The following is a 24,864-nucleotide window of genomic DNA, read 5'->3' on the forward strand; positions in this document are numbered from 1 at the left end:
GCTTACAGCCCCGCTTTGGCCAGCCTGGCCAGCATGGCGCGGGTGACCAGTACGATCCCTTCATCCGAACGGTGAAAACGGCGACTGTCTTCATCGGGGTTTTCGCCAATAACCATGCCTTCCGGCAGTTCGCAGGCACGATCAATCACGCAGCGACGCAGGCGACACGATCGGCCCACTACCACATCGGGCAGCAGTACAGTTGAATCAATATTGCAAAACGAGTTAACGCGAACGCGTGGGAACAGCACTGAATTGACCACCACCGAACCGGAGATGATGCAACCGCCCGATACCAGCGAGTTCATAGTCATTCCGTGACTGCCGGAACGGTCCTGAACAAATTTCGCCGGCGGCAGCGGCTCCATGTGAGTACGAATCGGCCAGGTAACGTCATACATATCAAGCTCAGGCATCACCGATGCCAGGTCGAGATTGGCGCGCCAGTAGGCTTCCAGCGTGCCGACGTCGCGCCAGTAAGGCGGCGCATTGTCATCGTTCTGGACGCAGGAGAGCGCAAAGGAGTGCGCATAGCCTTCGCCGCTTGCCACGATTTTCGGCAGGATATCTTTGCCGAAATCATGATTAGAGCCAGGCGTCTGCAGATCCTCTTCCAACAGCGCATAGAGATAATCCGCGTTAAACACGTAGATCCCCATACTGGCGAGCGACTGCGTGTCATCACCCGGCATGGTGGGCGGTTTCGCGGGTTTCTCTACGAAGTCGATCACCATGTTATCTTCGTTCACCGCCATCACGCCAAAGGCCGTGGCCTCATGCACCGGCACGGGTAAACAGGCGATGGTACATTTCGCCTCGTTCACCACGTGATCCAGCAGCATGCGTGAATAATCCATCTTATAAATGTGGTCCCCGGCAAGGATCACAATGTACTGCGCCTGATAGCGGCGAATCACATCAAGGTTTTGCGTCACGGCATCGGCCGTTCCGCGATACCACTGTTCGGTCGAAAAGCGCTGCTGCGCTGGCAGCAAATCGACAAACTCATTCATCTCTTCATTGAAGATCGACCAGCCACGCTGGATATGCTGAGTCAGGGTATGGGACTGATACTGGGTAATTACGCCAATCCGTCGGATACCGGAGTTGACGCAGTTGGAGAGGGCAAAGTCGATAATGCGGAACTTGCCGCCGAAATGCACCGCCGGTTTAGCACGTTTGGCCGTTAAATCGACCAGGCGCGTGCCGCGTCCGCCGGCAAGGATCAGAGCAACCGTCTGTGTAGGGAGCTGGCGGGCCAGCATCAGGTGATCTGTTCTATCTAACTTAACCATGTCTGACTCCTTATGATTGCTTTTGGAACACGCACACACCGTGTGCGGGACCATGCCAGACAGTTAGCAGGATGGGGTTGTCGTCCCCGGCGAAAGGAGGAAGGGCACGCCATTCTCCGTCTGGTAACACGATGTCATTCACCGTATCCGTGGCGTTTATTGTTATTAACCAGCGGCCGGACAGCAGGATCTGCAATCTGTGCATCCCCTGTGCCCATTCATCGTGTTGCAGTGGCTGGCCACCGGCATTGAGCCACTGCACATTGCCGTCACCGTCCTGCCACCAGCGATCTGCGGTCAGCGCCGGAATGCGCTGGCGCAGAGCAATCAGTGCTGCGGTGAATCCGACTAATCCCTTCTCATCCGCCTGCCAGTCAAGCCAGCTCAGAGCGTTATCCTGACAGTAGGCGTTGTTGTTGCCGTGCTGGGTGTGGCCGCGCTCATCGCCGGCCAGCAGCATCGGCGTGCCCTGTGACAGCAGCAACGTCGTCAGCAATGCCCGTACGCTGCGACGGCGGCGTTCGATCACGTCAAAGCTGACGTTCAGCCCCTCTTTGCCGTGATTGTGGCTGTAGTTATCACCGTGGCCATCACGGTTATCTTCCCCGTTCGCTTCGTTGTGTTTACGTTCGAAGCTCACCACATCCCACAGCGTAAAACCGTCATGGGCGGTAATCAGGTTAACCGTGGCGTGTGGCAGCCGGTCATCATGCTGGTAGAGATCGCTGGAGGCGGCAAAGCGGCGAACAAAGTCGCCGTTGCTTACGTCGCCGTGCAGCCAGTAACGACGTGCGGTGTCGCGAAACTTATCGTTCCACTCGGCAAACGGCGGCGGAAAACGGCCAACCTGATAGCCGTCAGGGCCGATATCCCAGGGTTCCGCAATCAGCTTGACCTGGGAGAGCAGCGGACAGGCGCGTATCGCCTCGAAAAAGGGCGCATCACGCTGGTAATCGGGTGTACGACCCAGTACTGGTGCGAGGTCAAAGCGGAAGCCGTCGACGTGGCAGACCCGCACCCAGTAGCGCAGCGCCTCCAGGGCCCACGCCATCACCTGCGGATGGTGGATATTCAGCGTGTTGCCGCAGCCGGTCCAGTTCTGATAATCGCCCTGCTCATCCAGCCAGTAGTAGCTGGCGTTATCAATGCCACGCATGGATATCGTCGGGCCAATCTCATCCAGTTCGGCGGTATGGTTGAACACCACATCCAGCACCACTTCGATACCCGCAGCGTGCAGGCTTTTGACCGCCTGCTGAAACTCCTGCAACGGCGTCACGCCCGGCTGACCGGAGGCGTAACGAGGGTCTACCGCCCAGAGCGCAAAGGGGTTGTAGCCCCAGTAGTTGCTGAGGCCGAGCTGCAACAGTCGCGGTTCGCTGGCGAAATGGGCCACGGGCAGCAGTTCAAGGGTGGTGATCCCCAGCTTGCGCAGGTAATCCACCATAACAGGATGACCCAGCGCCGCGTAAGTCCCGCGCAGCGTTTCCGGAATTTCCGGATGCTGCTGCGTCAGGCCGCGCACGTGGGCTTCATAAATTACCGTGTTGCCCCACGGCACGCGCGGTGCGACATCGTCCTGCCAGTCGAAATCCTCTGCGACCACCCGCGACCTGGGCGCAATCGCCGCGTTGTCATGCGGATCGGGTTGCGCCTCGCCGCCATGAAATAGCGGGTCATCCGGAACATCGCCTTCCACCGCGCGAGCGCAGGGATCGACCAGTAACTTCGCCGGGTTAAAGCGATGTCCCTGCTGCGGCGCCCAGGGCCCATGCACCCGGTAGCCGTAGCGCTGTCCCGGTTTTAACGCCGGAACATAACCGTGCCAGATATCCCCACTGCGGCCAGGCAGCTCAAGACGCTGTTCTGCGCCCTCTTCATCAAACAGGCAGAGCTCTACGCGCTCCGCATGCTGTGAGAACAGAGTGAAGTTAACGCCTTTGCCATCATAACTGGCACCCAGCGGTTCGGGATCTCCGGCAGTAATGGTCATTCAGCCTCCCGCACCAGCCAGACTGTTGCCAGCGGTGGCAGATCAAGACTCAGCGACTGCGGTCGTCCGTGGCTCTCCTGCTCATCGGTATGCACCCGATGAATGCGCACGTCACTACCGTGATACTCATGCTGATCGGTGTTCAGTACTTCTCGCCAGTAGCCAGGCTGATTAACGCCAAAGCGATAGCCCGGACGCGGCACCGGGGTGAAGTTACTGATGACGATTACTTCGTTACCTTCACGGTCGCGGCGGACGAAAGCGAAGACGGAGTGTTCCGCATCGTTCACCACCAGCCACTCAAACCCTGCCGGATCAAAGTCGAGCTGATGCAGCGGCGTGTAGTGCTGATAGGTGTGGTTGAGATCGCGCACCAGACGCTGAACGCCGTTGTGCCAGTTGTCATCCCCTTCCAGCAGATGCCAGTCCAGGCTGACGTCGTGGTTCCACTCGCGGCCCTGAGCAAATTCGTTGCCCATAAACAGCAGTTTCTTGCCCGGGAAGCCCCACATCCAGCCGTAGTAGGCACGCAGGTTGGCAAACTTCTGCCAGGCGTCGCCCGGCATACGATCGAGAATTGAGCGCTTACCGTGCACCACTTCGTCATGCGACAACGGCAGCACAAAGTTTTCGGTGTAGTTGTACATCATGCCGAAGCTCATCAGGTTGTGATGGTGCTTGCGGTAGATGGGATCGACCTGCATGTAGTCGAGCGTGTCGTGCATCCAGCCCAGGTTCCATTTGAACCAGAAGCCCAGCCCGCCGCCTTCGGTCGGACGCGTCACGCCAGGATAGTCGGTTGACTCTTCAGCCATGGTTACCGACCCGGATGCCACAGTGCCGAGCGTGCGGTTGGTGTAACGCAGGAATTCGATCGCTTCGAGGTTCTCGCGGCCACCGAACTGATTCGGCACCCACTCTCCTGCGTTGCGGCTGTAATCGCGGTAGATCATCGACGCGACCGCATCCACACGCAGGCCATCGATGCCAAAGCGTTCGGTCCAGTAGAGCGCATTGCCCGACAGGTAGTTGCTCACTTCCCGGCGACCAAAGTTGTAGATCAGGGTGTTCCAGTCCTGGTGGAAGCCTTCACGCGGGTCGCTGTGCTCATAGAGCTGCGTTCCGTCGAAGCGCGCCAGACCGAAATCATCGCTGGGGAAATGACCCGGCACCCAGTCGAGCAGCACGTTGAGGCCCGCGTCATGGGCGGCGTCAATGAAGGCGCGGAACTCGTCACGGGTACCAAAACGTCGGGTCGGCGCATACATGCCCAGCGGCTGATAGCCCCAGCTGCCATCAAACGGATGTTCGTTGATCGGCAGCAGTTCGATATGGGTAAAGCCCATCTCTTTGACGTAGGGCACCAGCTGTTCAGCCAGCTCTTTGTAGCTCAGCCAGAAGTTGTTGTCGGTGTGACGACGCCAGGAGCCCAGATGCACTTCATAGATGGAGATCGGCGCGTCGAAGGCGTTGGCCGCCTTGCGCTCCGCTTTCATCTCAACCGGCTCTGGCAGACCACAGATCATCGACGCAGTCTGCGGACGCATCTGCGCCTCAAACGCGTACGGGTCCGCTTTGATGCGCAGTTCGCCATTGGCGTCGATGATTTCATACTTGTAGAGCTGGCCATTGACCGCGCCCGGTACAAAAAGCTCCCAGATGCCCAGCTCCTGACGCAGACGCATCGGATGACGGCGGCCATCCCAGAAGTTGAAATCGCCAACCACTGACACGCGACGGGCGTTGGGTGCCCAGACGCAGAAGCGGGTGCCGAAGACGCCATCAATGACGTCGCCGTGCGCGCCCAGCGTCTCATAAGGGCGCAGGTGTGTCCCTTCCGCCAGCAGCCACAGATCCATCTCCTGCAGCAGCGGACCAAAGCGATAGGCATCGTCTACCAGGTTTTGCTGGCCGTGCCAGTTCACCGCCAGCTGATAGCGGAACGGGTTTTTGCGGCGTGGAATGACGCCACTGAAGAAGCCGCGTGCATCTTCACACACCAGCTGAGCCAGTTTGCGCCCGGTGGAGGTTTCAATGACCCACACTTCAAGCGCTTCGGGAAGCAATGCCCTGACTTCAAGGCCTTGCTGAGTTCGGTGCATCCCTAGTAACGAAAAAGGGTCGGCATAATTACCCGCAAACAGGGCATTGATCGCATCGCGATCGGGAAGCTCTGACATGACTTTCTTCCTGTGATAATTGGCAGCCGAAATGAACGCGACACAGCCTGTCGCGGTTCATCTGCGCTGCTCTTCATTGAGCCATACGTACAACGACAAAGAAGTCAGGCCATTCCGTGGGAAAAGTGTTTTTGCCGTGTACCACAACCATTTAATCCGGAAAGCACAAGAGTGACCTGTGGCACATCATGGTTAAATCATAGCTTGGTCACGGGAGTTGCCATGGACTTAAGCAAAATATTCTTTAGCGATCGGCAAAAAAGGGAAGCAGATCACTGAGTAAGCGAAACGGTAGATTGTTTCGTGTACGACAGTGATGAAAATGCCAAGTAAATGGATGATTATTTTCATTTAAGCTGCCCGAAATGCCCCAACTGATGAAGCAACATTTTTTACTGGATCGAAACGATAGCTCTGCCGCCGACCCTGGTCAGCCTCCGGAAGCGTGGAGTGCAGACAACGATCAAGAAAAGCTACCTGATAACGTGTTGTAAAGCGATGGTTAACGGCATGTTTCTGGGATTGGCAGGATTTGGGACACCAACAGGGCTGGAAGTGAATCGGCTTCACAAGCTTAATTTTTTACAGAAATAGCCATTCGTCTGTTTTTTTCTTTGTATTAGCATGCAAATAAAAATAACAGAGGCAAAGGAATGGCTATGACTTTATACGGAAAGTTTGTAATCAATAACGCTGATTATTCACCACTGAGTTTTCCGGGAGTAGGAACGTTTTAAGCGTTTTCTGGTAATGGCATCTATCGTAACAAGGGTGGTTGCGGGATGATAATTAATAAGGGACCATTACCTGCCGGACGTTACTACATTGTTGACCGCCCTTCTGGTAGTTGGATCAACAGCGTCAGAGCATGGGCAATTGACGAAATAAAATCTGCGTTTAAGTATCATGTTGATCATTCAGAATGGTTTGCCCTTTTTCGTGCAGATAACATGATCGACGATAGCACATTCTTTCGGGGCGTAGCCCGGGGCGGTTTCAGGCTTCATCCTGGTCATGTCTCAGAGGGTTGCATTACTCTTGCCTGGCAATCCGATTTCGACATGCTGAGAAATGCTCTGCTAAGAACGTCCAGAACCCCGATTCCGGGCAGCGACTTAAAAGCCTATGGCACCATTGAGGTAATCACTTATGGCGATACTTGCCCGTAAATCAGGGAAGGTAGCCTTTTTCCTTCTGATTTTACTTTGTGTGGGGCGGACTATGGGTGAACCGTATAACTGGATTAGCTATGATTTCGTTTTGAAGATAGGAAACCTGCTTTATGGCCCTGGTGAAATTGGCGCAGAGGCAATAGATGATACGTTTTTCTATATTAGTTTCCTCGCTAATATAGTTATTACTGTGGTGGTTTTTTTCCTGACAATGAAGTTAATCACAAAAATAAGGAGATATTAACATGTCAATTCCTGCTTATATGTGGCTCAAAGATGATGGCGGCGCTCATATTAAAGGCTCCGTTGATGTCCAGGATCGTGATGGCAGCATTGAGATTGTGGGTTTCAGTCATGGGCTGAATATTCCTGTAGACAGCGCCAACGGCAAGATTACCGGCAAGCGTTCACACTCACCGATGATGATTGAAAAGGAGTTTGATAGCTCCAGTCCTTATCTGTACAAGGCGGTGGCGACGGGTCAGACGCTGCAAAGTGCGGAAATCCGCTGGTACAGAATCAACCATGCCGGTCAGGAAGAGTGTTACTTTGTTATGACTATCGAGGGGGTAAAGATTACCGGTGTGAATCCCGGCATGCCAAATGCTAAAATGTCAGGTAATGCGAAAATTAATCATATGGAATCGATATCCATGATGTATGACAAAATTACATGGCGTTATGTTGATGGAAATGTGCAGTATACGGATGACTGGAATGTACGGGCATAGCGCATCGGAAAGAAAAGCATGGCTGAAAAGGATTAATTAAAAAAAAGGATTAGCTGAAAATGGCCGTGAATTTTACCCACTGGTGCAGTCGTAAAGTGGTACGCCAGTATCAGTGGGTAGCCGTTATAATAAAAAATAATCCAGAAACTTCATTAATTAAAAAAACAATCAAGCCAGTAACAGCGCAAACTTTCTTTAACTTTATTCACCCTGTAAAAACACAGCGCTAACATAATAAAAATTAGCAAGTCATTCTTTTTTGAACATCATCACACTTTAGATATTAAGCGATTAAGCAATCCTGATTGGAAATGAAAAAATAAACAATCATATTAAAAGTGGTTGGAAAATAACTTTCAAGAAGCGAGGTTTATTTTATGTCTAACGTTTATGTAGAACCACAGCCTACCGGACGCCCGGAAGGATCAGCGATCACACATTATACCGTCGAATATGCTGGAGGTCAGAGTATTGATGGATTGAATCATTCAACTCAAGACAGCGCAATTCAGGCAGCCAAAAAGGCAGGCCATAATCCGCTAGTCGCCCGAGTAAGAAATACCAGCAAAGGCAATCCTGATCACTGGCGCTCTGCCTGATAATGGCAATAGAGACATAAAAAAGCCCCTTGAGGCTTTTTTAAGTTATACCCGCTCATAACATTGCATTTAATTTTAACTAAACAAAAAGCCCGCAACCATCAGTAATGATTACGGGCTTTCACATAGCGACCAGGCGGTTAGCCGATCCATTGTTTCATCTGATCGGCATTGATTATCAATCCGCCCTGTGGCGATGTTTGCTGTTTAGCTGGTTAACAACCGCAGCATGCGACGCAGCGGTTCGGCTGCGCCCCATAACAGCTGATCGCCCACCGTGAAGGCGGAGAGATATTCCGGCCCCATATTCAGTTTACGCAAGCGGCCAACCGGTGTGGTCAGCGTGCCGGTAACAGCGGCTGGCGTCAGTTCACGCATCGTCAGCTCACGATCATTCGGCACCACTTTGACCCACTCATTGTGAGAGGCCAGCAGCTGCTCAATTTCAGCCAGCGGCAGGTCGCGTTTCAGCTTCAGCGTAAAGGCCTGGCTGTGGCAGCGCAGCGCCCCGACGCGCACGCACAAGCCATCAACCGGAATGACTTTAGAGGTGGCGAGGATCTTGTTGGTCTCCGCCTGGCCTTTCCACTCTTCGCGGCTCTGGCCGTTATCCAGCTGCTTATCAATCCATGGAATCAGGCTGCCTGCCAGCGGTACGCCGAAGTTGTCGGTTGGTAAAGTGCCGGAACGGGTAAAGTCGGTCACGCTACGCTCAATGTCGAGAATGGCCGAAGCCGGGTTCTGCAACGCAGGCGCAACGTGATCGTGCAGCATGCCCATCTGGGTCAGCAGTTCGCGCATGTGGCGCGCGCCGCCGCCAGAGGCTGCCTGATAGGTGGCAACCGAGGCCCACTCCACCAGATCCTGCGCAAACAGGCCGCCCAGCGACATCAGCATGAGGCTGACAGTACAGTTACCACCCACAAAGGTTTTGATGCCACGGTCGATGCCCTGGCGAATCACCGCATGGTTGACCGGATCGAGGATGATGATGGCATCATCTTTCATGCGCAGCGTAGAGGCCGCATCAATCCAGTATCCCTGCCAGCCGCTGGCGCGCAGCTTTGGATAGACGTCACTGGTGTAGTCGCCGCCCTGGCAGGTGATAATGATATCCAGCGCGCGTAGCGCTTCAATATCAAACGCATCCTGCAGGGTGCCCTGCTGTTTGCCCGCAAACGCGGGTGCCGCCTGACCATGCTGCGACGTCGAGAAGAAGACCGGATTGATTGCATCAAAATCACGCTCTTCACTCATGCGGGACATCAGCACTGAGCCGACCATGCCGCGCCAACCAACAAAACCTACATTCTTCATGTCGTGTCCGTCTAAGGCAGTTACACCTGCTTTTCATTTCAGAGGAGAGAGCGGCGTGCTATTTTCACGCCGCTCTGCGTAATAATAGGATTTACCTGTGTCCTCTCACTCTACAAAATGCAGGCCGGGTAGCAAGTGAATTAATTCGATTACGCTAACTTTTTCAGCAGCGTAACTAATAACTCCGCTTTTTCGCGAACAACATGGCGCAAAACCGATGACTGAAATGATTTCGGCAACAATATTATTGTTGTTAATTATGGATCCGCTGGGCAATCTGCCGATTTTTATGTCGGTTTTGAAGCATCTGGAGCCGAAACGGCGGCGGGTGGTGCTAATCCGCGAAATGCTGATTGCCCTGATCATCATGCTGCTGTTCCTGTTTACCGGCGAACGCATCCTGGCGTTCTTAAATCTGCGCACCGAAACAGTGTCGATTTCCGGCGGGATCATCCTGTTTCTGATCGCCATCAAGATGATTTTCCCGTCGGCTGAAAGCAGCAGTTCTGGCTTACCGGCGGGTGAAGAGCCGTTCCTGGTGCCGCTGGCGATTCCACTGGTGGCCGGGCCATCGCTGCTGGCCACATTGATGCTGCTGTCGCATCAGTATCCGCATCAGATGTCGCATCTGGTAGGCGCGCTGCTGATCGCCTGGGGCGTAACGGTCGCTATTCTGCTGATGTCAGGTCTGTTCCTGCGTCTGCTGGGCGATAAGGGTGTGAATGCGCTGGAACGTCTGATGGGATTAATACTGATTATGCTGGCCACCCAGATGTTCCTGGATGGCATTCGGGCTTATCTGAAGTTATAAGCGCGCCTTTGTCCTTTTACACTGACAGGCAGGCAGCCGCCTCAGTTCAGCCTGTTTATCACATAGTTACGGCATTGAAATGAACAATAATATTAATATAATGTTGTAAATAAAGGAGATTTCTATGGCGGGCAGTATCGAAAATTATGCCGGGACAGGCGTCTTTATTATCGTTGAGCGGCTTTACAGCAGGGATGCACCGAACTGGCACGGCGTTGGCGCCTCCATGATGCAGATTCACAAAATGGTTTACCAACTTTATCATAAGCAAGATGTTTATCTGGAAGGCAAGAAGATCGAACCCGACAGCGCGACGGTCTGGCAGCGTTTAAAAATCCTGTTTGGCGCGGATTTGGTGCAGAAAAATGCTGCCGATAACAGTACCTGCTTTTCTCTCGACTATGCAGGTTCCAGCTTTGTCACTACGCCTTTCTCAGGCGTCGACTCAAAAAAAATCCCGGATTTTTTGACCAGAGAATATACCCTGCCTGGCCGAAACGTGCTGGCCTTTGGCAGCGATCCCTTTCCGCATGTCGGCCTTTATGGCCGTTCAGATGCACGTTTTGTGATGGCGGAGGGTGGTAAAGGTGACCCGACCGCCGCCGCGAAATACGATGCAAAAAGTAAACAGTTGGTGATGGTGGACCCCGGAAAAGAGCTGCCGCAGTTGATGCAGCGTCTGAAAACCCGGAGGGAAATGCAATGAGGTTGTTATTACCCTTTTTCTTCGGCGCGCTCTATCTGATAACAGGTTACGTCTCCCTTCAGGAAGTCCTGGAGTATGCCAGCAGCGGCCATTCAGGGGTGATCACAGATATGCGCAGTTATCTGGTTGCCCCACTACTCTGCGCGTTGCTCTGGCTACTGGTTTATCTGGTAGCCTGGTGGGGTTTCAGAAAAATTGCCGCCCTGTCCGTGGCTAAAGAAACAGTTTTTCAGGCGCTATTCTTTCTGGCAAATATACTCTGTTTAGCTGGCCTGACCGTATTATCCGTCCCGAGCCAGAAAGCGGCGCTGAATGACGTGCAACTGATGCAAGTTGACGTCACTGATTTGGCCTGGGTTTACTTGCTTGCCGCCGCTATCACGCTGGTTGTTTTTGCTCTGATAAGAAGAAAATGGGCATGAACAGGCTGCTGCAAATTATCAAAAGCTGTCTGCTGCGCACGTTTAACTATGAAGGGCGTGAAGGAAGGACGAGCTATTTTATTTTCCTGCTGTTTCAGCTGGTCTGGTTCTGCTGTTATCTGCAATGGTTTACCGGGCCAGAGCATGAAATAAGCTTAATCGCGCTGCTGCTGTTTGTTTTGCCTCTATTTTCCTGCGGGGTGAGAAGAATAAATGACGCCGGCTATTCACGCGGCGTCATTGCCCTTTTGGTAGTGGCGCCTTATCTGCTGTTCCCTTTTTTACTCTTCCCCGGCTCGCGGGAAAAAAACTGACGGGCAGATAGCCCGTCGGGTTGGTCAGGAAAGCAGTTCGAAAGCAATCATTCCAACAACTGCACCCACGGTGCCGAGAATGGTCTCCATCAGCGTCCAGGTCTTCAGCGTTTCCGCTTCGCTGGCTCCGGTGAAGCGGCCAAACAGCCAGAACCCGGCATCGTTCACATGGCTGATAATAATCGAGCCACCGCCGATGCAGATCGACAGCGCCGCCAGCTGAGCACCGCTGTAATGCAGCGGTTCAATCACCGGCATGATTAAGCCGACCGTGGTCAGACAGGCGACCGTCGCCGACCCCTGAATCACCCTCACCGCGCCCGACAGGATAAAGCAGGCCAGCGCAATCGGCAGGCCCGCGCCGGTCAGCGCATTGCCCAGCACCGGGCCGACGCCGGAATCCACCAGCACCTGCTTGAACACGCCGCCTGCGCCAATCACCAGCAGGATAATCCCGGCCGGTTGCAGCGCGCTGCCGCACACCTGCATCACCCGCTCTTTATCCATACCCTGACGGTAAGCCAGACCATAAATCGCGACCAGCAGCGCCAGCAGGATGGCGGTGAAAGGATGGCCGATAAATTCCAGCCACTCATACAGCGTGGTGCCTTCGGTTGTGAAGCGTGCGCCGATGGTTTTCAGGCCGACCAGCACCAGCGGGAACAGAATCAGTGAGAGGCTGAAGCCAAACGACGGCAGTTTACTCTCATCAACATCCGGCTGATGATCTTCCGGTGGCGCACTGAACGTCACGTGATTGCCGATGAAGTTGCCAAACAGCGGCCCGGCAATCAGCATACCCGGGATCGCCGCACAAAGACCCAGCAAAATCATCCAGCCAAAGTCCGCGTGCATCTGTGAAGCCAGCAGCATCGGAGCCGGTCCGGGCAGCAGGAACGCCGCCGACGCGGCCACACCGGCAAACAGCGGAATGACCAGCTTCACCAGATTGCCACCAGTTCGCCGCGCCACCGCAAACGCGATGCTGATCAACAGCACCACCGCCACCTCAAAGAAAAGCGGCAGCGCGCAGATCAGACCGGCAATGCCCATCGCATAATGGGCGCGGCTCTGACCAAAGGTTTTCAGCATCCGGATCGCGATTTGATCCACGGCGCCGGTTTCATGCAGGATTTTGCCGAACATTGCGCCCAGTGCAACCACAATGGCGAGGAAGCCGAGCGTGCCGCCCATCCCCTTCTGCATGGTTTCCGCGATTTTGTTCAGTGGCATGCCGGAGAACAACCCGGCACCGATGGAGACTAACATCAGCGCGACAAAGGCGTGCATCCGTGCCTTCATCACCAGAAAAAGCAGCAGCAGGACGGAGCCTGCTGCGGTCAAAACGAGTGTTGCGGTATTCATCTCTAACCCTGGCTGATAGCGTCCTGAATAGTTGCAACCGTAGCCGCTACCACCTCGTCCAGTGAATGCGCGATATCCACGACCAAAACATCCGGCTCGTCCCGCCCTGGCTCTTCCAGCGTGGCAAACTGGGTTACCAGCATCTGCGGCTTGAAGAAGTGGCCCTTACGCGCCTTCAGGCGGGCTTCGATGGTGTCAAAATCGCCTTTCAGGTAGACAAAACGCAGGTTGTCATTGCCCTGACGCAGAATGTCGCGATAACTTTTTTTCAGGGCTGAGCAGACAATGATGGAGATCGCCTGGGTCCGCTGCATGGCAAATGCGGCATCATTCAGCGCCTGTAACCACGGCTGGCGATCGCTGTCATCCAGCGGATGACCATCGGCCATCTTCAGGATATTGGCGCGCGGGTGGAGAAAATCACCGTCAAGAAAGGCTGTATTCAGCTGGTGAGAGACCTGGTTGGCGACAGCAGACTTTCCGCTGCCTGAAACGCCCATCAGGATAAAAACGTGATGCGACGGGGATTGCGTTGTCATTTTTCTGCTCCGGCAGGTGAGAATTTGCCAATGTTACCGATAACAATGTCGTTTCTCATTCTCCTGGCCGGTTAACAGCCTGGCAACCTTTTTACCAGGAAAAGCATAAAAGTGTGAGCTGACTCATAAAAACATCACAATCAGATGCTGCCACCTTCACTGATCTCAAAACCGATATCCCGAAGCGGATTATCACTGTTCTCACCGGCAATACGCGCCAGCAACATCGCCGCCGCTTCACGCCCCATGCGGTCGCGTGGCGTCAGCACGGTCGCCAGCTGTGGTGTGACGACCTGACTGATATCATGGCCGTGAAAACCCGCAATCGCCATCTGAATGGGTACCTGCAATCCCTGGCGCTGACACTCAAACATCGCGCCGACCGCCAGGTCATCATTGGTACAGAACAGGCTATCCGTTTCAGGATAGAGACGTTGCGCCTCACGCAGCAAATCGCCACCGGCGCTGAATGATGAGGCATCTTCCATCATCACGCTGTGCGGCGTCAGACCCGCTTCGTGCATGGCGATTTCATAACCGCGCTGCTTTTGCAGCGTACGTTCATCAAGGCGTGCGCCAAGATAGACGGTGTGACGATGGCCTTTACTGAGGATCGCCTGCGTCATCTGCCGGGCCGCTTCGACGTTATCAAAGCCGACCGCCATATCCAGGCAGGGCGTAACGCTGTCCATCACCTCAATCACCGGAATACCGGCCACTTCCAGCATACGCAGCGTGCCTGGCGTATGAGTGCGTTCGGTGAGGATAACGCCATCAATGTTCCAGCCCAGCAGCGAGCGCAGTTGCAGCTCCTCTTTTTGCGGGTTGTAACCAAAGTGGGCGACCAGCGTCTGATAGTTGGCTTCGTCAGTGACGGCTTCAATGCCGCGCAATACGTCAGCAAAAACCTGGTTAGTGAGTGATGGCAGCAGTACGCCGATGGCACGGCTGGTAGCGTTAGAAAGCATATCGGGGGCGCGATTGGGGATATAACCCAGCTCATCCAGTGCCACTGCAATCTTGTCCCGCAGGGCAACAGAGACCTGCTCAGGATTACGCAGGTAACGGCTGACGGTCATTTTTGTAATGCCGACGCGATCGGCAACATCCTGTAATACCGGTCTTTTCTTCTTCATCGTAGCGCCTGGGATCGCCCTGAAAGCTAAAGTACGATGAGTCTATCACTTTTCTGTCACAAAATTCCTAACCGGGCGCGACGAGTCGCGCCCGTTATCTGCTTAGACGGGTGGCAGATCAAATAGCAGAACTTCGGCAGCCGAGCTGGCTTCAATCGTCAGCGCGCTTTCGTCCCAGATCGCCAGGGCGTCGCTGGTGGTAACTGCGTTGCCGTTAACGGTAACATCACCTTTCACGACCTGAATCCAGATACGGCGTCCCGCATCAATCGCGACGTTATCCTGCTCACCGGCAGCCAGTACCCAGCGCGATAAGGTCATGTCCTGATAAACTTTCAGCGATCCTTCACGGGCATCGGGGCTTAACACCAGCTGACGCCCTTTAACATCCGGGAAGCGGCGCTGATCGTAGCGTGGTTCAATGCCGGTGCGCTCAGGAATGATCCAGATCTGATAGAGGTGCAACGGCTCGCTTTCGCTGGCGTTGTATTCCGAGTGACGCACGCCAGTACCGGCGCTCATGATCTGGAACTCCCCTGCCGGGATCTGCTCTTTGTTGCCCATGCTGTCCTGATGCTCAACCGTACCGGAGAGCACGTAGGTCAGAATTTCCATATCTTTATGCGGATGGGTGCCAAATCCCTGACCGCCATCGATCACATCTTCATTGATGACCCGCAGCGCGGAGAACCCCATGAAGTTCGCATCGTGATAGCTGGCGAAAGAGAAGGTATGCCAGCTATCCAGCCAGCCATGGTTTGCGTGACCGCGTTCTTCAGCTTTGCGTACATAGATCATGTTCAAATCTCCTCAATGTTTTTTATAGTGTGTCCCTGAGGCGGTTTGATTGATAGCTGAAAAACTTCACGCCTCTTTTCAAATTCATTGAATGAGTGCGACGCAGTGGCTGAAAAGGATTGAAGGAGTGCAGGCAAAAAAAAGCCAGCATCTAAGCTGGCGAAATAATACTGGAAGCAATGTGAGCAATGTCGTGCTTTTCCAGGCTGTCGGGCGACCTCCCGGAAACGCATAGCAATAATAATCATTATCATTCGCGTCTGTAAAGTTCTTTTCACATTTTTTACCCTGATTAACGCGGTGAATACCTTGATGTTTAAAAGGTTTTTATGGACTAAAGGAGAGACCATGAGTGAAATAGTTGTCCGCCACGTCATGCCAGAAGATGCTGCTGCGCTGCACAGGATTTACAGTCAGCCAGATACCCAGGCCAGCACGCTGCATCTGCCTCACTCATCGCTACAGATGTGGCAGACCCGCCTCGCTACACCACCGCCCCATTCGCATCTGCTGGTGGCCTGTATCGACGAAGAGGTTGTAGGCCAGTGTGCGCTGGACGCAGTAGCACGTCCCAGACGCCGTCACGTCGCCTCGCTGGGGATGGGCGTGGATGAACGCTACCGGCAGCGAGGCGTCGGTACTGCACTCATGCGTGAAATGGTCTCGTTATGTGACAACTGGCTACAGGTGAGCCGAATGGAGCTGACGGTGTTCGTGGATAATGGCCCGGCTATCGCCCTGTATCAGCGTTTCGGGTTTGAGATTGAGGGAACGGCAAAAGGCTTCGCAATGCGACACGGTGAACTGATTGACGCGCATTATATGGCGCGGGTTAAAGCCTGACGTGTGGAAGCAGAAAGAGCACCGAAGGCGCCCTTTCTGCTGATAAACCCTGACAAGGTTCGCTGTCAGTTAGCGGCTGCGCAGGAAACAGGGTCAGATCGGAAAGACGCAAAAGCCGTCATCCATGACATGCTCGGCCCGCGCGATTACGCACCTCATCCATGAGGTGCGCCCGTATCCGGGCCAACGCGTTGCGTTGTTCAAAAACGCTCCCGGCGTTTTTGTCCCAGTCGCGGGACGCTTTCCTCTTCTGACCCAGTTCCCTGCGCGTTAAGCTTATTTATTGCTGTCAGATTCACCCGGGTTTGAGTTTGTCAGCAGTCTCAAATCTCAATAACCCGCACTCAAATCATCGATGCTGCGCGGATCGGAAGCGCCGTAGAGCATGCCATCCGGCCCGATCATGATGCTCTGCGTACTGCCCATCGACGGAAGTACCTTCACATGCTGACCTTTGGTTTCCAGCAGACGCAGCGTATCGGGACTGAAGCCCTTCTCCACCCGCAGCTGATCCGGCAGCCACTGATGATGGAAGCGCGGCGCATTGGTGGCTTCCGCCACATTCATCCCGAAATCGATGCTGTTAACCACCATCTGCAATACCGTGGTGATAATGCGGCTGCCGCCAGGACTGCCGGTCACCAGCCAGGTTTTGCCCCCTTTGGCGACGATAGTCGGCGACATCGATGACAACGGACGTTTCGCCGGTTGCACCGCATTCGCTTCCCCGCCGACCAGCCCGTAGACATTTGGCGTGCCTGGCTTGGCAGAGAAGTCATCCATCTCATTATTCATCAGGATGCCACTCTTGCCCGCCACAATTCCGCTGCCGAAATAGGTGTTAAGGGTATAGGTTACCGCAACGGCATTGCCCTGCTTATCCACCACCGAGAAATGGGTGGTCTGATTACTTTCGTAAGGTTCGAGCTTACCGGGCTTGATCTCGCTGGAAGGGCGCGCCTTTGCTACATCGATCTGCTGCGCCAGCGTTTTGGCATAGGCTTTACTGGTCAGCGCCTGCCACGGTACCTTCACGAAATCGGGATCGCCAAGATATTCCGAGCGGTCCGCGTAGGCATATTTCTCCGCTTCTGCCATCACCTGCATGGCGTCAGCACTGCCAAAGCCCATCTTCGCCAGATCGAAGTTCTCCAGGATATTGAGGATCTGCACGATGTGGATACCACCGGATGACGGCGGCGGCATAGAGAAGACTTCATAGCCACGGTATGTTCCGCTGACAGGCGTTCGCTCGACCGCACGATAGGCCGCCAGATCAGCTTTGTTGATCAGGCCGCCATGCTGCGCCATCTCGCCGGCGATCTCATCCGCGATTTCACCTTTGTAAAACGCATCCGGTCCCTGACGGGCAATCAGTTGCAGGCTGTGGGCCAGGTTTTTCTGCACCAGCCGATCGCCCTTCTGCCACGGCGTGCCGTCCGGTTTATAGAAAATCGCTTTACTGTTCGGATGGGTGATCAACACTTCTTTGCCGTAGGTCTTCAGGTCATCCGCCAGCGCATCGTTGACCGGAATACCGTCACGCGCCAGTTTGATCGCTGGTGCCAGCAGCGTGCTCAGCGGCAGGGTGCCATATTTCTGCGCAGCCAGCGCCAGTCCGGCAACGGTGCCCGGCGTGCCGGAAGCAAGGTGTGACGTCAGCGACAGCTTACTGTCGGCGTTGCCCTGCTTATCCAGAAACATATCGCGCGACGCATGGCCCGGTGCCATTTCACGGAAATCGATAGCGGTCGCGCGGCCAGAGGCAGTGCGCAGCAGCATAAAGCCGCCGCCGCCCAGGTTGCCCGCCTGCGGATGGGTCACAGCCAGCGCAAAGCCCACGGCGACCGCGGCATCTACCGCATTACCGCCCTGACGCAGAATTTCCACGCCCACCTGGGTTGCAAGCGCATCCACCGACGCTACCATGCCGTGCTGCGCTTTTACCGGGTGAAAGGTATCACTGTCCACGCCGTAGGAGACCGGTGGTGCCTGAGTGGGCGCGGCATAAGTGCCTGCCACCATGGTAAAGCTCATCACCAGCGACCAGCTAAGCTGACGCACTGTCTGCTGCATTTTCATCCTGCCACCATCCCATGTTGTTATTTACATTTTTTTATCATTTCTGCAAGTGCCTACAAATACAGCAAAATAACCGGGGTTAAGTCAAATCAGGAATAGATCGGAAAGTCAGGTCTGTGATATCGCGTAAACTTATGGGTGCGACCCTGATATCGGTGTGCGCCGTTGTGCACCCAAAAAACCTGTCGCGATAAAGGAAGGAGCAAAGATGAAAAAGTGGATGATTGTTTTAGCCGCCCTGCTGCCTTTCGCCAGTCAGGCGAACACGCTGAACAGCACCAACGATCCAAATAAACCGGGCTATAACCCGAGCCAGCAGCGGATGCAGTCGCAGATGCAGAGCCAGCAACAGCAGCAACAGCTGAAGCTGCGCCAGGATCAGCAGCGTCAGACGCAGGACATGCAGCGTAAAATGCAGGAGCAGCGCAACAGCGCCCAACAGCGGGTGATAACCACACAGCCGGGCCAGCAGAACCAGAGTCCGAATCAGAACTAATGAAAATCGGGGCCAATGATGTCGATGCTGTCGGTACAGATGGCATCGACGCCCCACGTCAGCAATTCCCGCGCCCGGTCCGGGCTGTTCACGGTATAGACCAGAATCTTCAGGCCCGCACTTTTCAGCTCTGCAACCCGCTCCGCAGTCAGCACTTTATGGTTGAGGTGGATGGATACGCACGCCAGCGCCGTGGTTTTTTCCTGCCACTGTGGATCCCAGCTGTGCGACAGCAGGCCACGCGGCAGCCCTGGCTCGACCTGCATCGCCGCTTCCAGTGCTTCAAAAGAGAACGAAGAGAGCAACGGTGCGGTCTGACCCTGCCACAGGATCGCGGCAGCCTGCGCCACGGCGCGTCCGGTTTCGGCGTCACTGCCGGTGGTCGGTTTGATTTCGATGTTCACCATCATCTGATGCTGACGACAGCGGGCCGCGACTTCATCCAGCCGCGCCAGCTTCTCGCCGGTAAACGCGTTGCCAAACCAGCTGCCCGCGTCGAGCTGCGACAGCTTCTCCCACGGCAGCTGACCCGCGACGCCCCAGCCGTTACTGGTGCGATCCAGCGTGTCGTCATGCAGCAGGAAGATCTGCGCATCCGCCGATAATTTGGCATCAAATTCAATCATCTGATGACCATACTTCGCGCCAGTGTCGATCGCGGCCAGCGTGTTTTCTGGTGCCAGTTTACCGCCGCCACGATGGGCGACGATGCGGGGATAAGGCCAGTGTTGTGTGCTCATTCCAGACGCTTTCCATGAGTTGAATCGAAGAAGTGTAACGCATCTGACGGCAGATGCAGCCACAGCGTACTGCCTGGCTGCGGCCGTTCGCTGTGGGCTAAGCGTACCACCAGTGGCGTGTCACCGATGCGACCATGGGCCAGATTATCGGCACCCAGCATCTCCAGCGTATCGACCCGCAGCGGCACGCCGCCCTGCTCGCGGCTACTGAGCCGGATGTGCTCTGGCCGGATGCCCAGCACCACCGGCCGGTTGGCCCATTTCGCTTTTGTGTCGCTGAGCGGCAGGGCATGCGAGGCGTCGAGGTCAAAGCGCGATCCGTCGCTGCTGAACTGTCCTTTCAGCAGGTTCATGGCAGGCGCGCCGATAAACGAGGCAACAAACTGGCTGGCGGGACGTTCATACACCTCAACCGGCGTGCCAAGCTGCTCGACCACCCCTTTGTTCATTACCATCACCCGCTGCGCCAGCGTCATCGCCTCCACCTGATCATGCGTGACATAGAGGCTGGTGGTCTGTAAGCGGCGATGCAGCTGTTGCAGTTCCAGCCGCATCTGCACCCGCAGGCGGGCATCAAGATTCGACAACGGCTCATCAAACAGAAACACTGCCGGTTCACGTACGATGGCGCGCCCCATCGCCACGCGCTGGCGCTGTCCGCCAGACAGCTCGCGAGGCCGCCGCATCAGCAGGTGATCCAGCTCCAGACTGCGCGCCGTTTCAAGTACCCGCTGGCGAATCTGCTCTTTGCCCATACCGCGGATTTTCAGGCCATAGGCCATGTTCTCCTCTACCGACATATGGGGATAGAGCGCGTAGTTCTGGAACACCATCGCAATGCCGCGATCTTTCGGCTCTTCCTGAGTGACGCGCCGGTTATCAATATAGATATCGCCGGAGGTGACGCGCTCCAGTCCGGCCACCATGCGCAGCAGGGTCGATTTGCCGCAGCCGGACGGCCCGACCATCACCATAAATTCGCCGTCATTGATGGTGACGTTCAGCGGCTGAATGATCTGATTTTTGCCATCGTAGGACTTGGTTACTGCCTGAAGGGTTACGCCTGCCATCTTATTTCTCACTCTCAACCAGACCGCGCACAAAGGCACGCTGCATGACTAACACCACCACCAGCGGTGGGATCAGGGTTAATAACATTGCCGCCATCACTTCGTTCCACTGGGTCGGCGAACCGCTGGAGGAGATCATGCTTTTGATCCCTGCCACCGCCGTGCCGAGGCTGGCGTCATTGATAATCAGCAGCGGCCAGAGATACTGGTTCCAGCCGTAGATAAAGGTGATGACAAACAGCGCCGCCAGATTGGTTTTTGACAGCGGCAGAACAATGTCGATAAAGAAGCGCATCGCGCTGGCACCGTCGATGCGCGCCGCTTCCACCAGCTCATCCGGCAGTGACATAAAGAACTGGCGGAACAGAAAGGTCGCGGTTGCCGATGCCATCAGTGGCAGGGTTAATCCGCTGTAGCTGTCGAGCAGGTTGAGATCGGCAATCACCTGAACCGTAGGAAAGATACGCACCTCTACCGGCAGCATCAGGGTGATGAAGATCAGCCAGAAAAAGAGCGTGCGCAGCGGAAAACGGAACCAGACCAGCGCAAACGCCGACAGCATCGACACGGTGATTTTGCCGAAGGTGATGCCCAGCGCCATGATCATGCTGTTGAGCAGCATCAGGCCAAACGCTGGCCCGCTGCCGTTGACGCCATGGGTCCAGATGCGCGAGATGTTCTCCCACAGGTGCGTACCGGGCACCAGCGTCATCGGCACCTGATAGACCGCCTCGTTATCCAGCGTCGCCGCCACAAAGGCGACATAGAGCGGAAACAGGATAGTGAGCACGCCCAGCACCAGCACGATGTGGCTGAAGATATCCAGCCCGCGTCGATTCTCAATCATTGGTATTGCACCTTACGTTCAACAAAGCGGAACTGGAGCACCGTCAGCCCGATGACCAGCAGCATCAGCACCACCGACTGCGCCGCGGACGAGGAGAGATCCAGACCGGTAAAGCCTTCACGATAGATTTTGTAGATCAGCGTGGTGGTCGCCTGCACCGGCCCGCCGCCGGTCGCGGCATCAATCACCGGGAAGGTATCGAAGAAGGCGTAGATGAGGTTCACCACCAGCAGAAAGAAACTCACGGGCGTGATCAGCGGCAGTGAGAGGTTGAAGAAGCGACGCACCGGCCCGGCACCGTCAATGGCGGCGGCTTCCACCAGCGATTTGGGAATAGATTGCAGGGCGGCAAAAAAGAACAGGAAGTTGTAGCTCATCTGCTGCCAGATTGATGCCAGCACAATCAGGAACATCGCCTGACCGCTGTTTTGCGCATAGTTCCAGTTGTAGCCGATGTGGTTCAGCAGATAGCTGAACAGGCCCAGACCGGGGTTAAACAGAAACATCCACAGCACCGCAGCCACCACAGGCGCAACGGCGTAGGGCAGCAGCAGCAGGGTCTGATAGAGGCGGCGCAGTCGCACCACATAATCCACCAGCGCCGCCAGCAGCAGCGAAAAGACCATGCCGAACACCGTGACCATGCCGCTGAATTTTATCGTGGTCCAGAACGAGTCCAGATAGTAGGGATCGGCAAACAGGCGTCTGAAGTTTTCCAGCCCGACAAAGCTGCTGGAGATGCCAAAGGGGTCGAGGCTTTGCAGCGAGTACCACAGCGCTTCACCGGCAGGCCAGAGAAAGAAGATGGCGGTAATCAGCAGTTGCGGCAGCACCAGAAGATAGGGCAACAGGCTGGTGCGAAAAACCGGACGGGATGAAGACATGGCGTACCTGGCGTCAGAAAAGAGGGGCCAGCCTGGGCTGGCCAGAGGAGAGATTATTTCACCTGCTGCTGAAAGCGGCGCAGCAGTTCGTTGCCGCGTTTCACTGCGTTATCCAGCGCGCTTTGCGGCGACTGTTTGCCGGTCCAGACGCTTTCCAGCTCCTCGTCGATCACGGTACGAATCTGCGGCATGTTGCCCAGACGCATGCCTTTGGTGAACGGCAGTGGCGGCTTGTTCATCATCTGGCGGGTCGCAATATCTGCACCCGGATTCTTATCGTAGAAGCCCTGCTGTTTCGTCAGCTCGTAGGCGGCGGTGGTAATCGGCAGATAGCCGGTTTTCTGGTGCCATTCCGCGGCGATTTCCGGTTTAGCCAGGAACTGCATGAACTCGGCCACGCCTTTGTAGGTTGCCGCATCTTTGCCTTTCATCACCCACAGGCTGGCCCCGCCGATCAGGGCGTTCTGCGGTGCATTCGGCACGGTGTCGTCATACGGCATCATGCCGACGCCGAAGTTGAATTTGGCGTAGTGGCGGATATCAGCCAGCGATCCGGATGAGGCGGTGGTGATACCGCAGTCACCGTTGTAGAACTTGGCGGTGGACTCATCTTTGCGGCCAAAGTAGGTGAAGTCCCCTTTTTTGTTCATCGCTTCCAGCAGGTCGATGTGACGAACCTGTACCGGCTTGTTGAACTCCAGCACCGCGTTGAGCCCATCAAATCCGTTGTTCTCTGTCGCCACCGGCAGCGCATGCCAGGCGCTGAAGTTTTCAATCTGGATCCAGCCCTGCCAGCCGCTGGCGTAGCCACAGCTCATCCCCGATTTGCGCAGTGCGGCGGCATCCGTCGCCAGCTCCTGCCAGGTTTTAGGGGGTTGATCCGGGTTAAGGCCCGCTTTTTTGAAGGCGTCTTTGTTGTAGTAGAGCACCGGCGTCGAGCTGTTGAACGGCTGAGAGATCAGCTGACCTTTGCTGTCGCTGTAGTAGCCCGCCACCGTTGGTACGAACTGCTTTTCATCAAAGGGGATGCCAGCATCTTTGAAAACCTGATGCACCGGCACAATCGCCTTAGAAGCCATCATGGTCGCCGTACCGACTTCATAGACCTGCAGTACCGCGGGGGCTTTGCCGCTGCGCACGGCCGCAATCCCTGCCGCCAGGCTCTGCTCGTAGTTACCTTTGTAGGTCGGAACAATTTTGTAATCGGGATGCGTCTGGTTAAAACGCTGTGCCAGCGAATCCACTTCTTTGCCTAACTCGCCTTCCATAGAGTGCCAGAAAGGAATCTCAGTGGCGGCCATGGCATGGCTGCTGAGTGTCAGACCGAGCAGCACGCTCATCAGGCTACGACGAAAGGTAACGACGGACATAGAATTTTCCTGTGCAGGTAAATACGCGTGAAATCACGGATTTCTGGTTCGCGAAGTAACATGACACGGGGAAATGACGGATTAATAACAGGAAGATGACAGGCGGGTGACAGGCTTTATTGAGAAAAAGAGGACGCTGGCAGCACGGCGGCAAAACGCCCGCGATACCAGTTTTTAGTTACATAAATTGCAGAGCGACTGGAAGCTGAAAATACCTTACTGAGGTTTTCACTTCACTGAAGTCGAAGGCCGTCGGCGGCTCCACTCAAACCAACACTCAAGGCCGTCAGCGACACATTCCGCATCACTTTCAAAGGCCGTCGGCGGCGCAGCCAGGTTGCGGGCGGACAGCGCGCAGCCACCGGAGCGTACACGTAGTACGTGAGGATGGCGAGCACTGCCCAACCGGAACCTGGCAAGTAAGCCAGGCCGTGCCCCATCAGGCACCTAAGTAAGCGCTGCGGACGGCTTCGTTGGATAGGAGCGCTGCACCGCTATCTTCGAGCACGACATGCCCGTTCTCCAGCACATAGCCCCGATCAGCCAGCTTCAGCGCCTGATTGGCATTCTGCTCCACCAGGAAAATCGTCATCCCTTCGCTGCGCAACTGCTCAATCGTGTCGAAGATCTGCTGAATAATGATCGGTGCCAGTCCCAGCGACGGCTCATCCAGCAACAGCAGGCGCGGCTGGCTCATCAGCGCACGGCCAATCGCCAGCATCTGCTGTTCGCCGCCTGACATCGTCCCGGCACGCTGGATTTTACGCTCCTCCAGCCGTGGAAAGAGTTCATACACGCGCTTAATCCGCGTCAGATACTCCGGGCGGCTGGCAAAAAAGCCGCCCATCGCCAGGTTCTCTTCCACCGTCATGCGCGAAAACACCCGCCGTCCCTCTGGCACGATGGCGATCGCTTCACGCATGATGCGCGCCGTTTGCCAGTCAGTAATGGCTTTGCCATCAAAAGTGATGGTGCCCTGGGTCGCGCGCGGCTCGCCGCACAGCGTGCCCAGCAGCGTGGTTTTTCCGGCGCCGTTAGCGCCAATCAGGGTGACGATTTCGCCCTGATTGATATAGAGACTAACGTTGTGCAGCGCCTGAATTTTGCCGTAGTGAGCGCTGACGTTCTCAATGGTTAACATCGCATTTGCCATC

General features: G+C 55.4%; 24 protein-coding genes and 1 pseudogene. 10 read left to right on the plus strand and 15 right to left on the minus strand.

Annotated features, from left to right (window positions below):
• Positions 1-2: 2 nt before the first annotated feature.
• The 3 genes from glgC to glgB are packed head-to-tail and all read right to left on the minus strand — an operon-like array spanning position 3 to position 5,468.
• On the minus strand, positions 3-1,295 hold the full coding sequence (gene glgC / locus NIM72_RS10790; RefSeq protein WP_161733725.1) for a glucose-1-phosphate adenylyltransferase: 1,293 nt from the start codon (positions 1,293-1,295) through the stop codon (positions 3-5).
• Between the two features lie 10 nt (positions 1,296-1,305).
• The gene (gene glgX, locus NIM72_RS10795; RefSeq protein ID WP_161733727.1) at positions 1,306-3,288 is read right to left on the minus strand and encodes a glycogen debranching protein GlgX; all 1,983 of its coding nucleotides are present in this window, start codon (positions 3,286-3,288) and stop codon (positions 1,306-1,308) included.
• Positions 3,285-5,468 carry a 1,4-alpha-glucan branching enzyme gene (glgB, locus tag NIM72_RS10800; protein WP_253420295.1) on the minus strand — a complete coding sequence of 728 codons (2,184 nt, stop codon included), beginning with the start codon at positions 5,466-5,468 and terminating at the stop codon, positions 3,285-3,287. The genes glgX and glgB overlap by 4 nt, the downstream gene beginning before the upstream one ends.
• A 659-nt stretch (positions 5,469-6,127) precedes the next feature.
• On the opposite strand from glgB, the pseudogene NIM72_RS10805 reads away from it, so the two are divergent.
• The 4 genes and pseudogenes from NIM72_RS10805 to NIM72_RS10820 all read left to right on the plus strand — a co-directional run bounded on the left by NIM72_RS10805 (position 6,128) and on the right by NIM72_RS10820 (position 7,601).
• Positions 6,128-6,637 (plus strand): annotated as a pseudogene (locus tag NIM72_RS10805) (DUF2778 domain-containing protein).
• Positions 6,618-6,884, plus strand: coding sequence for a hypothetical protein (locus NIM72_RS10810; protein ID WP_222924895.1), 267 nt, complete (start codon positions 6,618-6,620; stop codon positions 6,882-6,884). Before NIM72_RS10805 ends, NIM72_RS10810 begins: the two are co-directional and overlap by 20 nt.
• A 1-nt stretch (position 6,885) precedes the next feature.
• Positions 6,886-7,371 (plus strand): Hcp family type VI secretion system effector, encoded by a 486-nt coding sequence (locus NIM72_RS10815; protein WP_222924894.1) that lies wholly within the window; start codon positions 6,886-6,888, stop codon positions 7,369-7,371.
• A gap of 59 nt (positions 7,372-7,430) precedes the next feature.
• The gene (locus NIM72_RS10820) at positions 7,431-7,601 is read left to right on the plus strand and encodes a hypothetical protein (protein WP_253420299.1); all 171 of its coding nucleotides are present in this window, start codon (positions 7,431-7,433) and stop codon (positions 7,599-7,601) included.
• Positions 7,602-8,177: 576 nt separating this feature from the next.
• Here NIM72_RS10820 and asd read toward each other — a convergent pair.
• Positions 8,178-9,287: an aspartate-semialdehyde dehydrogenase gene (gene asd, locus NIM72_RS10825; RefSeq protein WP_253420302.1), complete on the minus strand. Its 1,110-nt coding sequence runs from the start codon at positions 9,285-9,287 to the stop codon at positions 8,178-8,180.
• Between the two features lie 217 nt (positions 9,288-9,504).
• Here asd and NIM72_RS10830 point away from each other — a divergent pair, with 217 nt between their 5' ends.
• The 4 genes from NIM72_RS10830 to NIM72_RS10845 all read left to right on the plus strand — a co-directional run bounded on the left by NIM72_RS10830 (position 9,505) and on the right by NIM72_RS10845 (position 11,540).
• Positions 9,505-10,098, plus strand: coding sequence for a YhgN family NAAT transporter (locus NIM72_RS10830; RefSeq protein ID WP_013359324.1), 594 nt, complete (start codon positions 9,505-9,507; stop codon positions 10,096-10,098).
• Between the two features lie 124 nt (positions 10,099-10,222).
• The gene (locus NIM72_RS10835; protein ID WP_253420304.1) at positions 10,223-10,804 is read left to right on the plus strand and encodes a hypothetical protein; all 582 of its coding nucleotides are present in this window, start codon (positions 10,223-10,225) and stop codon (positions 10,802-10,804) included.
• Entirely contained in the window at positions 10,801-11,226 is a 426-nt protein-coding gene (locus NIM72_RS10840) for a hypothetical protein (RefSeq protein ID WP_161735518.1), read from the plus strand. Before NIM72_RS10835 ends, NIM72_RS10840 begins: the two co-directional genes overlap by 4 nt.
• A complete protein-coding gene (locus NIM72_RS10845) occupies positions 11,223-11,540 on the plus strand; it encodes a DUF805 domain-containing protein (protein WP_161735520.1) in 318 nt (105 codons plus the stop codon). Before NIM72_RS10840 ends, NIM72_RS10845 begins: the two co-directional genes overlap by 4 nt.
• A 24-nt stretch (positions 11,541-11,564) precedes the next feature.
• Here the strand turns inward: NIM72_RS10845 and gntU are convergent, their stop codons facing one another.
• From gntU to NIM72_RS10865, 4 genes are all read right to left on the minus strand, one after another.
• Complete coding sequence (gene gntU, locus NIM72_RS10850) at positions 11,565-12,905, minus strand: gluconate transporter (protein ID WP_008926287.1); 1,341 nt, start codon at positions 12,903-12,905, stop codon at positions 11,565-11,567.
• Between the two features lie 2 nt (positions 12,906-12,907).
• Positions 12,908-13,444, minus strand: a complete 537-nt coding sequence (gene gntK / locus NIM72_RS10855; protein ID WP_161735522.1) for a gluconokinase — start codon at positions 13,442-13,444, stop codon at positions 12,908-12,910.
• A gap of 140 nt (positions 13,445-13,584) precedes the next feature.
• On the minus strand, positions 13,585-14,580 hold the full coding sequence (gene gntR, locus NIM72_RS10860) for a gluconate operon transcriptional repressor GntR (protein WP_161735524.1): 996 nt from the start codon (positions 14,578-14,580) through the stop codon (positions 13,585-13,587).
• A gap of 102 nt (positions 14,581-14,682) precedes the next feature.
• Positions 14,683-15,378, minus strand: coding sequence for a pirin family protein (locus NIM72_RS10865; RefSeq protein WP_161735526.1), 696 nt, complete (start codon positions 15,376-15,378; stop codon positions 14,683-14,685).
• Between the two features lie 348 nt (positions 15,379-15,726).
• Between NIM72_RS10865 and NIM72_RS10870 the strand changes: the two genes are divergently transcribed.
• Entirely contained in the window at positions 15,727-16,221 is a 495-nt protein-coding gene (locus NIM72_RS10870) for a GNAT family N-acetyltransferase (RefSeq protein ID WP_161735528.1), read from the plus strand.
• 330 nt (positions 16,222-16,551) lie between these two features.
• On the opposite strand, the gene ggt is transcribed toward NIM72_RS10870, so the two are convergent.
• The gene (gene ggt / locus NIM72_RS10875; RefSeq protein WP_161735530.1) at positions 16,552-18,303 is read right to left on the minus strand and encodes a gamma-glutamyltransferase; all 1,752 of its coding nucleotides are present in this window, start codon (positions 18,301-18,303) and stop codon (positions 16,552-16,554) included.
• Positions 18,304-18,511: 208 nt separating this feature from the next.
• Here ggt and NIM72_RS10880 point away from each other — a divergent pair, with 208 nt between their 5' ends.
• Positions 18,512-18,799, plus strand: coding sequence for a DUF2756 domain-containing protein (locus tag NIM72_RS10880; protein WP_161735532.1), 288 nt, complete (start codon positions 18,512-18,514; stop codon positions 18,797-18,799).
• Here the strand turns inward: NIM72_RS10880 and ugpQ are convergent.
• The 6 genes from ugpQ to livF all read right to left on the minus strand — a co-directional run bounded on the left by ugpQ (position 18,796) and on the right by livF (position 24,863).
• Positions 18,796-19,539, minus strand: a complete 744-nt coding sequence (ugpQ, locus tag NIM72_RS10885) for a glycerophosphodiester phosphodiesterase (RefSeq protein WP_161735534.1) — start codon at positions 19,537-19,539, stop codon at positions 18,796-18,798. The two genes, NIM72_RS10880 and ugpQ, sit on opposite strands and share 4 nt — an antisense overlap.
• Positions 19,536-20,609 (minus strand): sn-glycerol-3-phosphate import ATP-binding protein UgpC, encoded by a 1,074-nt coding sequence (locus tag NIM72_RS10890; protein WP_253420307.1) that lies wholly within the window; start codon positions 20,607-20,609, stop codon positions 19,536-19,538. Before NIM72_RS10890 ends, ugpQ begins: the two co-directional genes overlap by 4 nt.
• Position 20,610: 1 nt before the next feature.
• Positions 20,611-21,456: a sn-glycerol-3-phosphate ABC transporter permease UgpE gene (gene ugpE / locus NIM72_RS10895; RefSeq protein ID WP_161735538.1), complete on the minus strand. Its 846-nt coding sequence runs from the start codon at positions 21,454-21,456 to the stop codon at positions 20,611-20,613.
• On the minus strand, positions 21,453-22,340 hold the full coding sequence (ugpA, locus tag NIM72_RS10900; RefSeq protein ID WP_010253295.1) for a sn-glycerol-3-phosphate ABC transporter permease UgpA: 888 nt from the start codon (positions 22,338-22,340) through the stop codon (positions 21,453-21,455). The genes ugpE and ugpA overlap by 4 nt, the downstream gene beginning before the upstream one ends.
• Positions 22,341-22,393: 53 nt before the next feature.
• The gene (gene ugpB, locus NIM72_RS10905) at positions 22,394-23,710 is read right to left on the minus strand and encodes a sn-glycerol-3-phosphate ABC transporter substrate-binding protein UgpB (protein ID WP_161735542.1); all 1,317 of its coding nucleotides are present in this window, start codon (positions 23,708-23,710) and stop codon (positions 22,394-22,396) included.
• A gap of 439 nt (positions 23,711-24,149) precedes the next feature.
• Complete coding sequence (livF, locus tag NIM72_RS10910) at positions 24,150-24,863, minus strand: high-affinity branched-chain amino acid ABC transporter ATP-binding protein LivF (RefSeq protein WP_013359341.1); 714 nt, start codon at positions 24,861-24,863, stop codon at positions 24,150-24,152.
• Position 24,864 lies beyond the last annotated feature (1 nt).

It is taken from the genome of Pantoea sp. B550 (assembly GCF_024158165.1).
In the GTDB taxonomy this organism is placed as follows: Bacteria; Pseudomonadota; Gammaproteobacteria; order Enterobacterales; family Enterobacteriaceae; genus Pantoea; species Pantoea alfalfae.

Bases quoted from the DNA above. Each gene is read 5' to 3' on its own strand.
- glgB (WP_253420295.1), bottom strand. From the start codon at position 5,468: ATGTCAGAGCTTCCCGATCGCGATGCGATCAATGCCCTGTTTGCGGGT.
- ggt (WP_161735530.1), bottom strand. From the start codon at position 18,303: ATGAAAATGCAGCAGACAGTGCGTCAGCTTAGCTGGTCGCTGGTGATG.
- NIM72_RS10890 (WP_253420307.1), bottom strand. From the start codon at position 20,609: ATGGCAGGCGTAACCCTTCAGGCAGTAACCAAGTCCTACGATGGCAAA.
- gntK (WP_161735522.1), bottom strand. From the start codon at position 13,444: ATGACAACGCAATCCCCGTCGCATCACGTTTTTATCCTGATGGGCGTT.
- asd (WP_253420302.1), bottom strand. From the start codon at position 9,287: ATGAAGAATGTAGGTTTTGTTGGTTGGCGCGGCATGGTCGGCTCAGTG.
- glgC (WP_161733725.1), bottom strand. From the start codon at position 1,295: ATGGTTAAGTTAGATAGAACAGATCACCTGATGCTGGCCCGCCAGCTC.
- NIM72_RS10840 (WP_161735518.1), top strand. From the start codon at position 10,801: ATGAGGTTGTTATTACCCTTTTTCTTCGGCGCGCTCTATCTGATAACA.
- NIM72_RS10835 (WP_253420304.1), top strand. From the start codon at position 10,223: ATGGCGGGCAGTATCGAAAATTATGCCGGGACAGGCGTCTTTATTATC.
- NIM72_RS10865 (WP_161735526.1), bottom strand. From the start codon at position 15,378: ATGATCTATGTACGCAAAGCTGAAGAACGCGGTCACGCAAACCATGGC.
- NIM72_RS10815 (WP_222924894.1), top strand. From the start codon at position 6,886: ATGTCAATTCCTGCTTATATGTGGCTCAAAGATGATGGCGGCGCTCAT.
- ugpE (WP_161735538.1), bottom strand. From the start codon at position 21,456: ATGATTGAGAATCGACGCGGGCTGGATATCTTCAGCCACATCGTGCTG.
- NIM72_RS10830 (WP_013359324.1), top strand. From the start codon at position 9,505: ATGACTGAAATGATTTCGGCAACAATATTATTGTTGTTAATTATGGAT.
- gntR (WP_161735524.1), bottom strand. From the start codon at position 14,580: ATGAAGAAGAAAAGACCGGTATTACAGGATGTTGCCGATCGCGTCGGC.
- NIM72_RS10820 (WP_253420299.1), top strand. From the start codon at position 7,431: ATGGCCGTGAATTTTACCCACTGGTGCAGTCGTAAAGTGGTACGCCAG.
- ugpQ (WP_161735534.1), bottom strand. From the start codon at position 19,539: ATGAGCACACAACACTGGCCTTATCCCCGCATCGTCGCCCATCGTGGC.
- ugpB (WP_161735542.1), bottom strand. From the start codon at position 23,710: ATGTCCGTCGTTACCTTTCGTCGTAGCCTGATGAGCGTGCTGCTCGGT.
- NIM72_RS10880 (WP_161735532.1), top strand. From the start codon at position 18,512: ATGAAAAAGTGGATGATTGTTTTAGCCGCCCTGCTGCCTTTCGCCAGT.
- livF (WP_013359341.1), bottom strand. From the start codon at position 24,863: ATGGCAAATGCGATGTTAACCATTGAGAACGTCAGCGCTCACTACGGC.
- NIM72_RS10870 (WP_161735528.1), top strand. From the start codon at position 15,727: ATGAGTGAAATAGTTGTCCGCCACGTCATGCCAGAAGATGCTGCTGCG.
- NIM72_RS10845 (WP_161735520.1), top strand. From the start codon at position 11,223: ATGAACAGGCTGCTGCAAATTATCAAAAGCTGTCTGCTGCGCACGTTT.
- NIM72_RS10810 (WP_222924895.1), top strand. From the start codon at position 6,618: ATGGCGATACTTGCCCGTAAATCAGGGAAGGTAGCCTTTTTCCTTCTG.
- glgX (WP_161733727.1), bottom strand. From the start codon at position 3,288: ATGACCATTACTGCCGGAGATCCCGAACCGCTGGGTGCCAGTTATGAT.
- ugpA (WP_010253295.1), bottom strand. From the start codon at position 22,340: ATGTCTTCATCCCGTCCGGTTTTTCGCACCAGCCTGTTGCCCTATCTT.
- gntU (WP_008926287.1), bottom strand. From the start codon at position 12,905: ATGAATACCGCAACACTCGTTTTGACCGCAGCAGGCTCCGTCCTGCTG.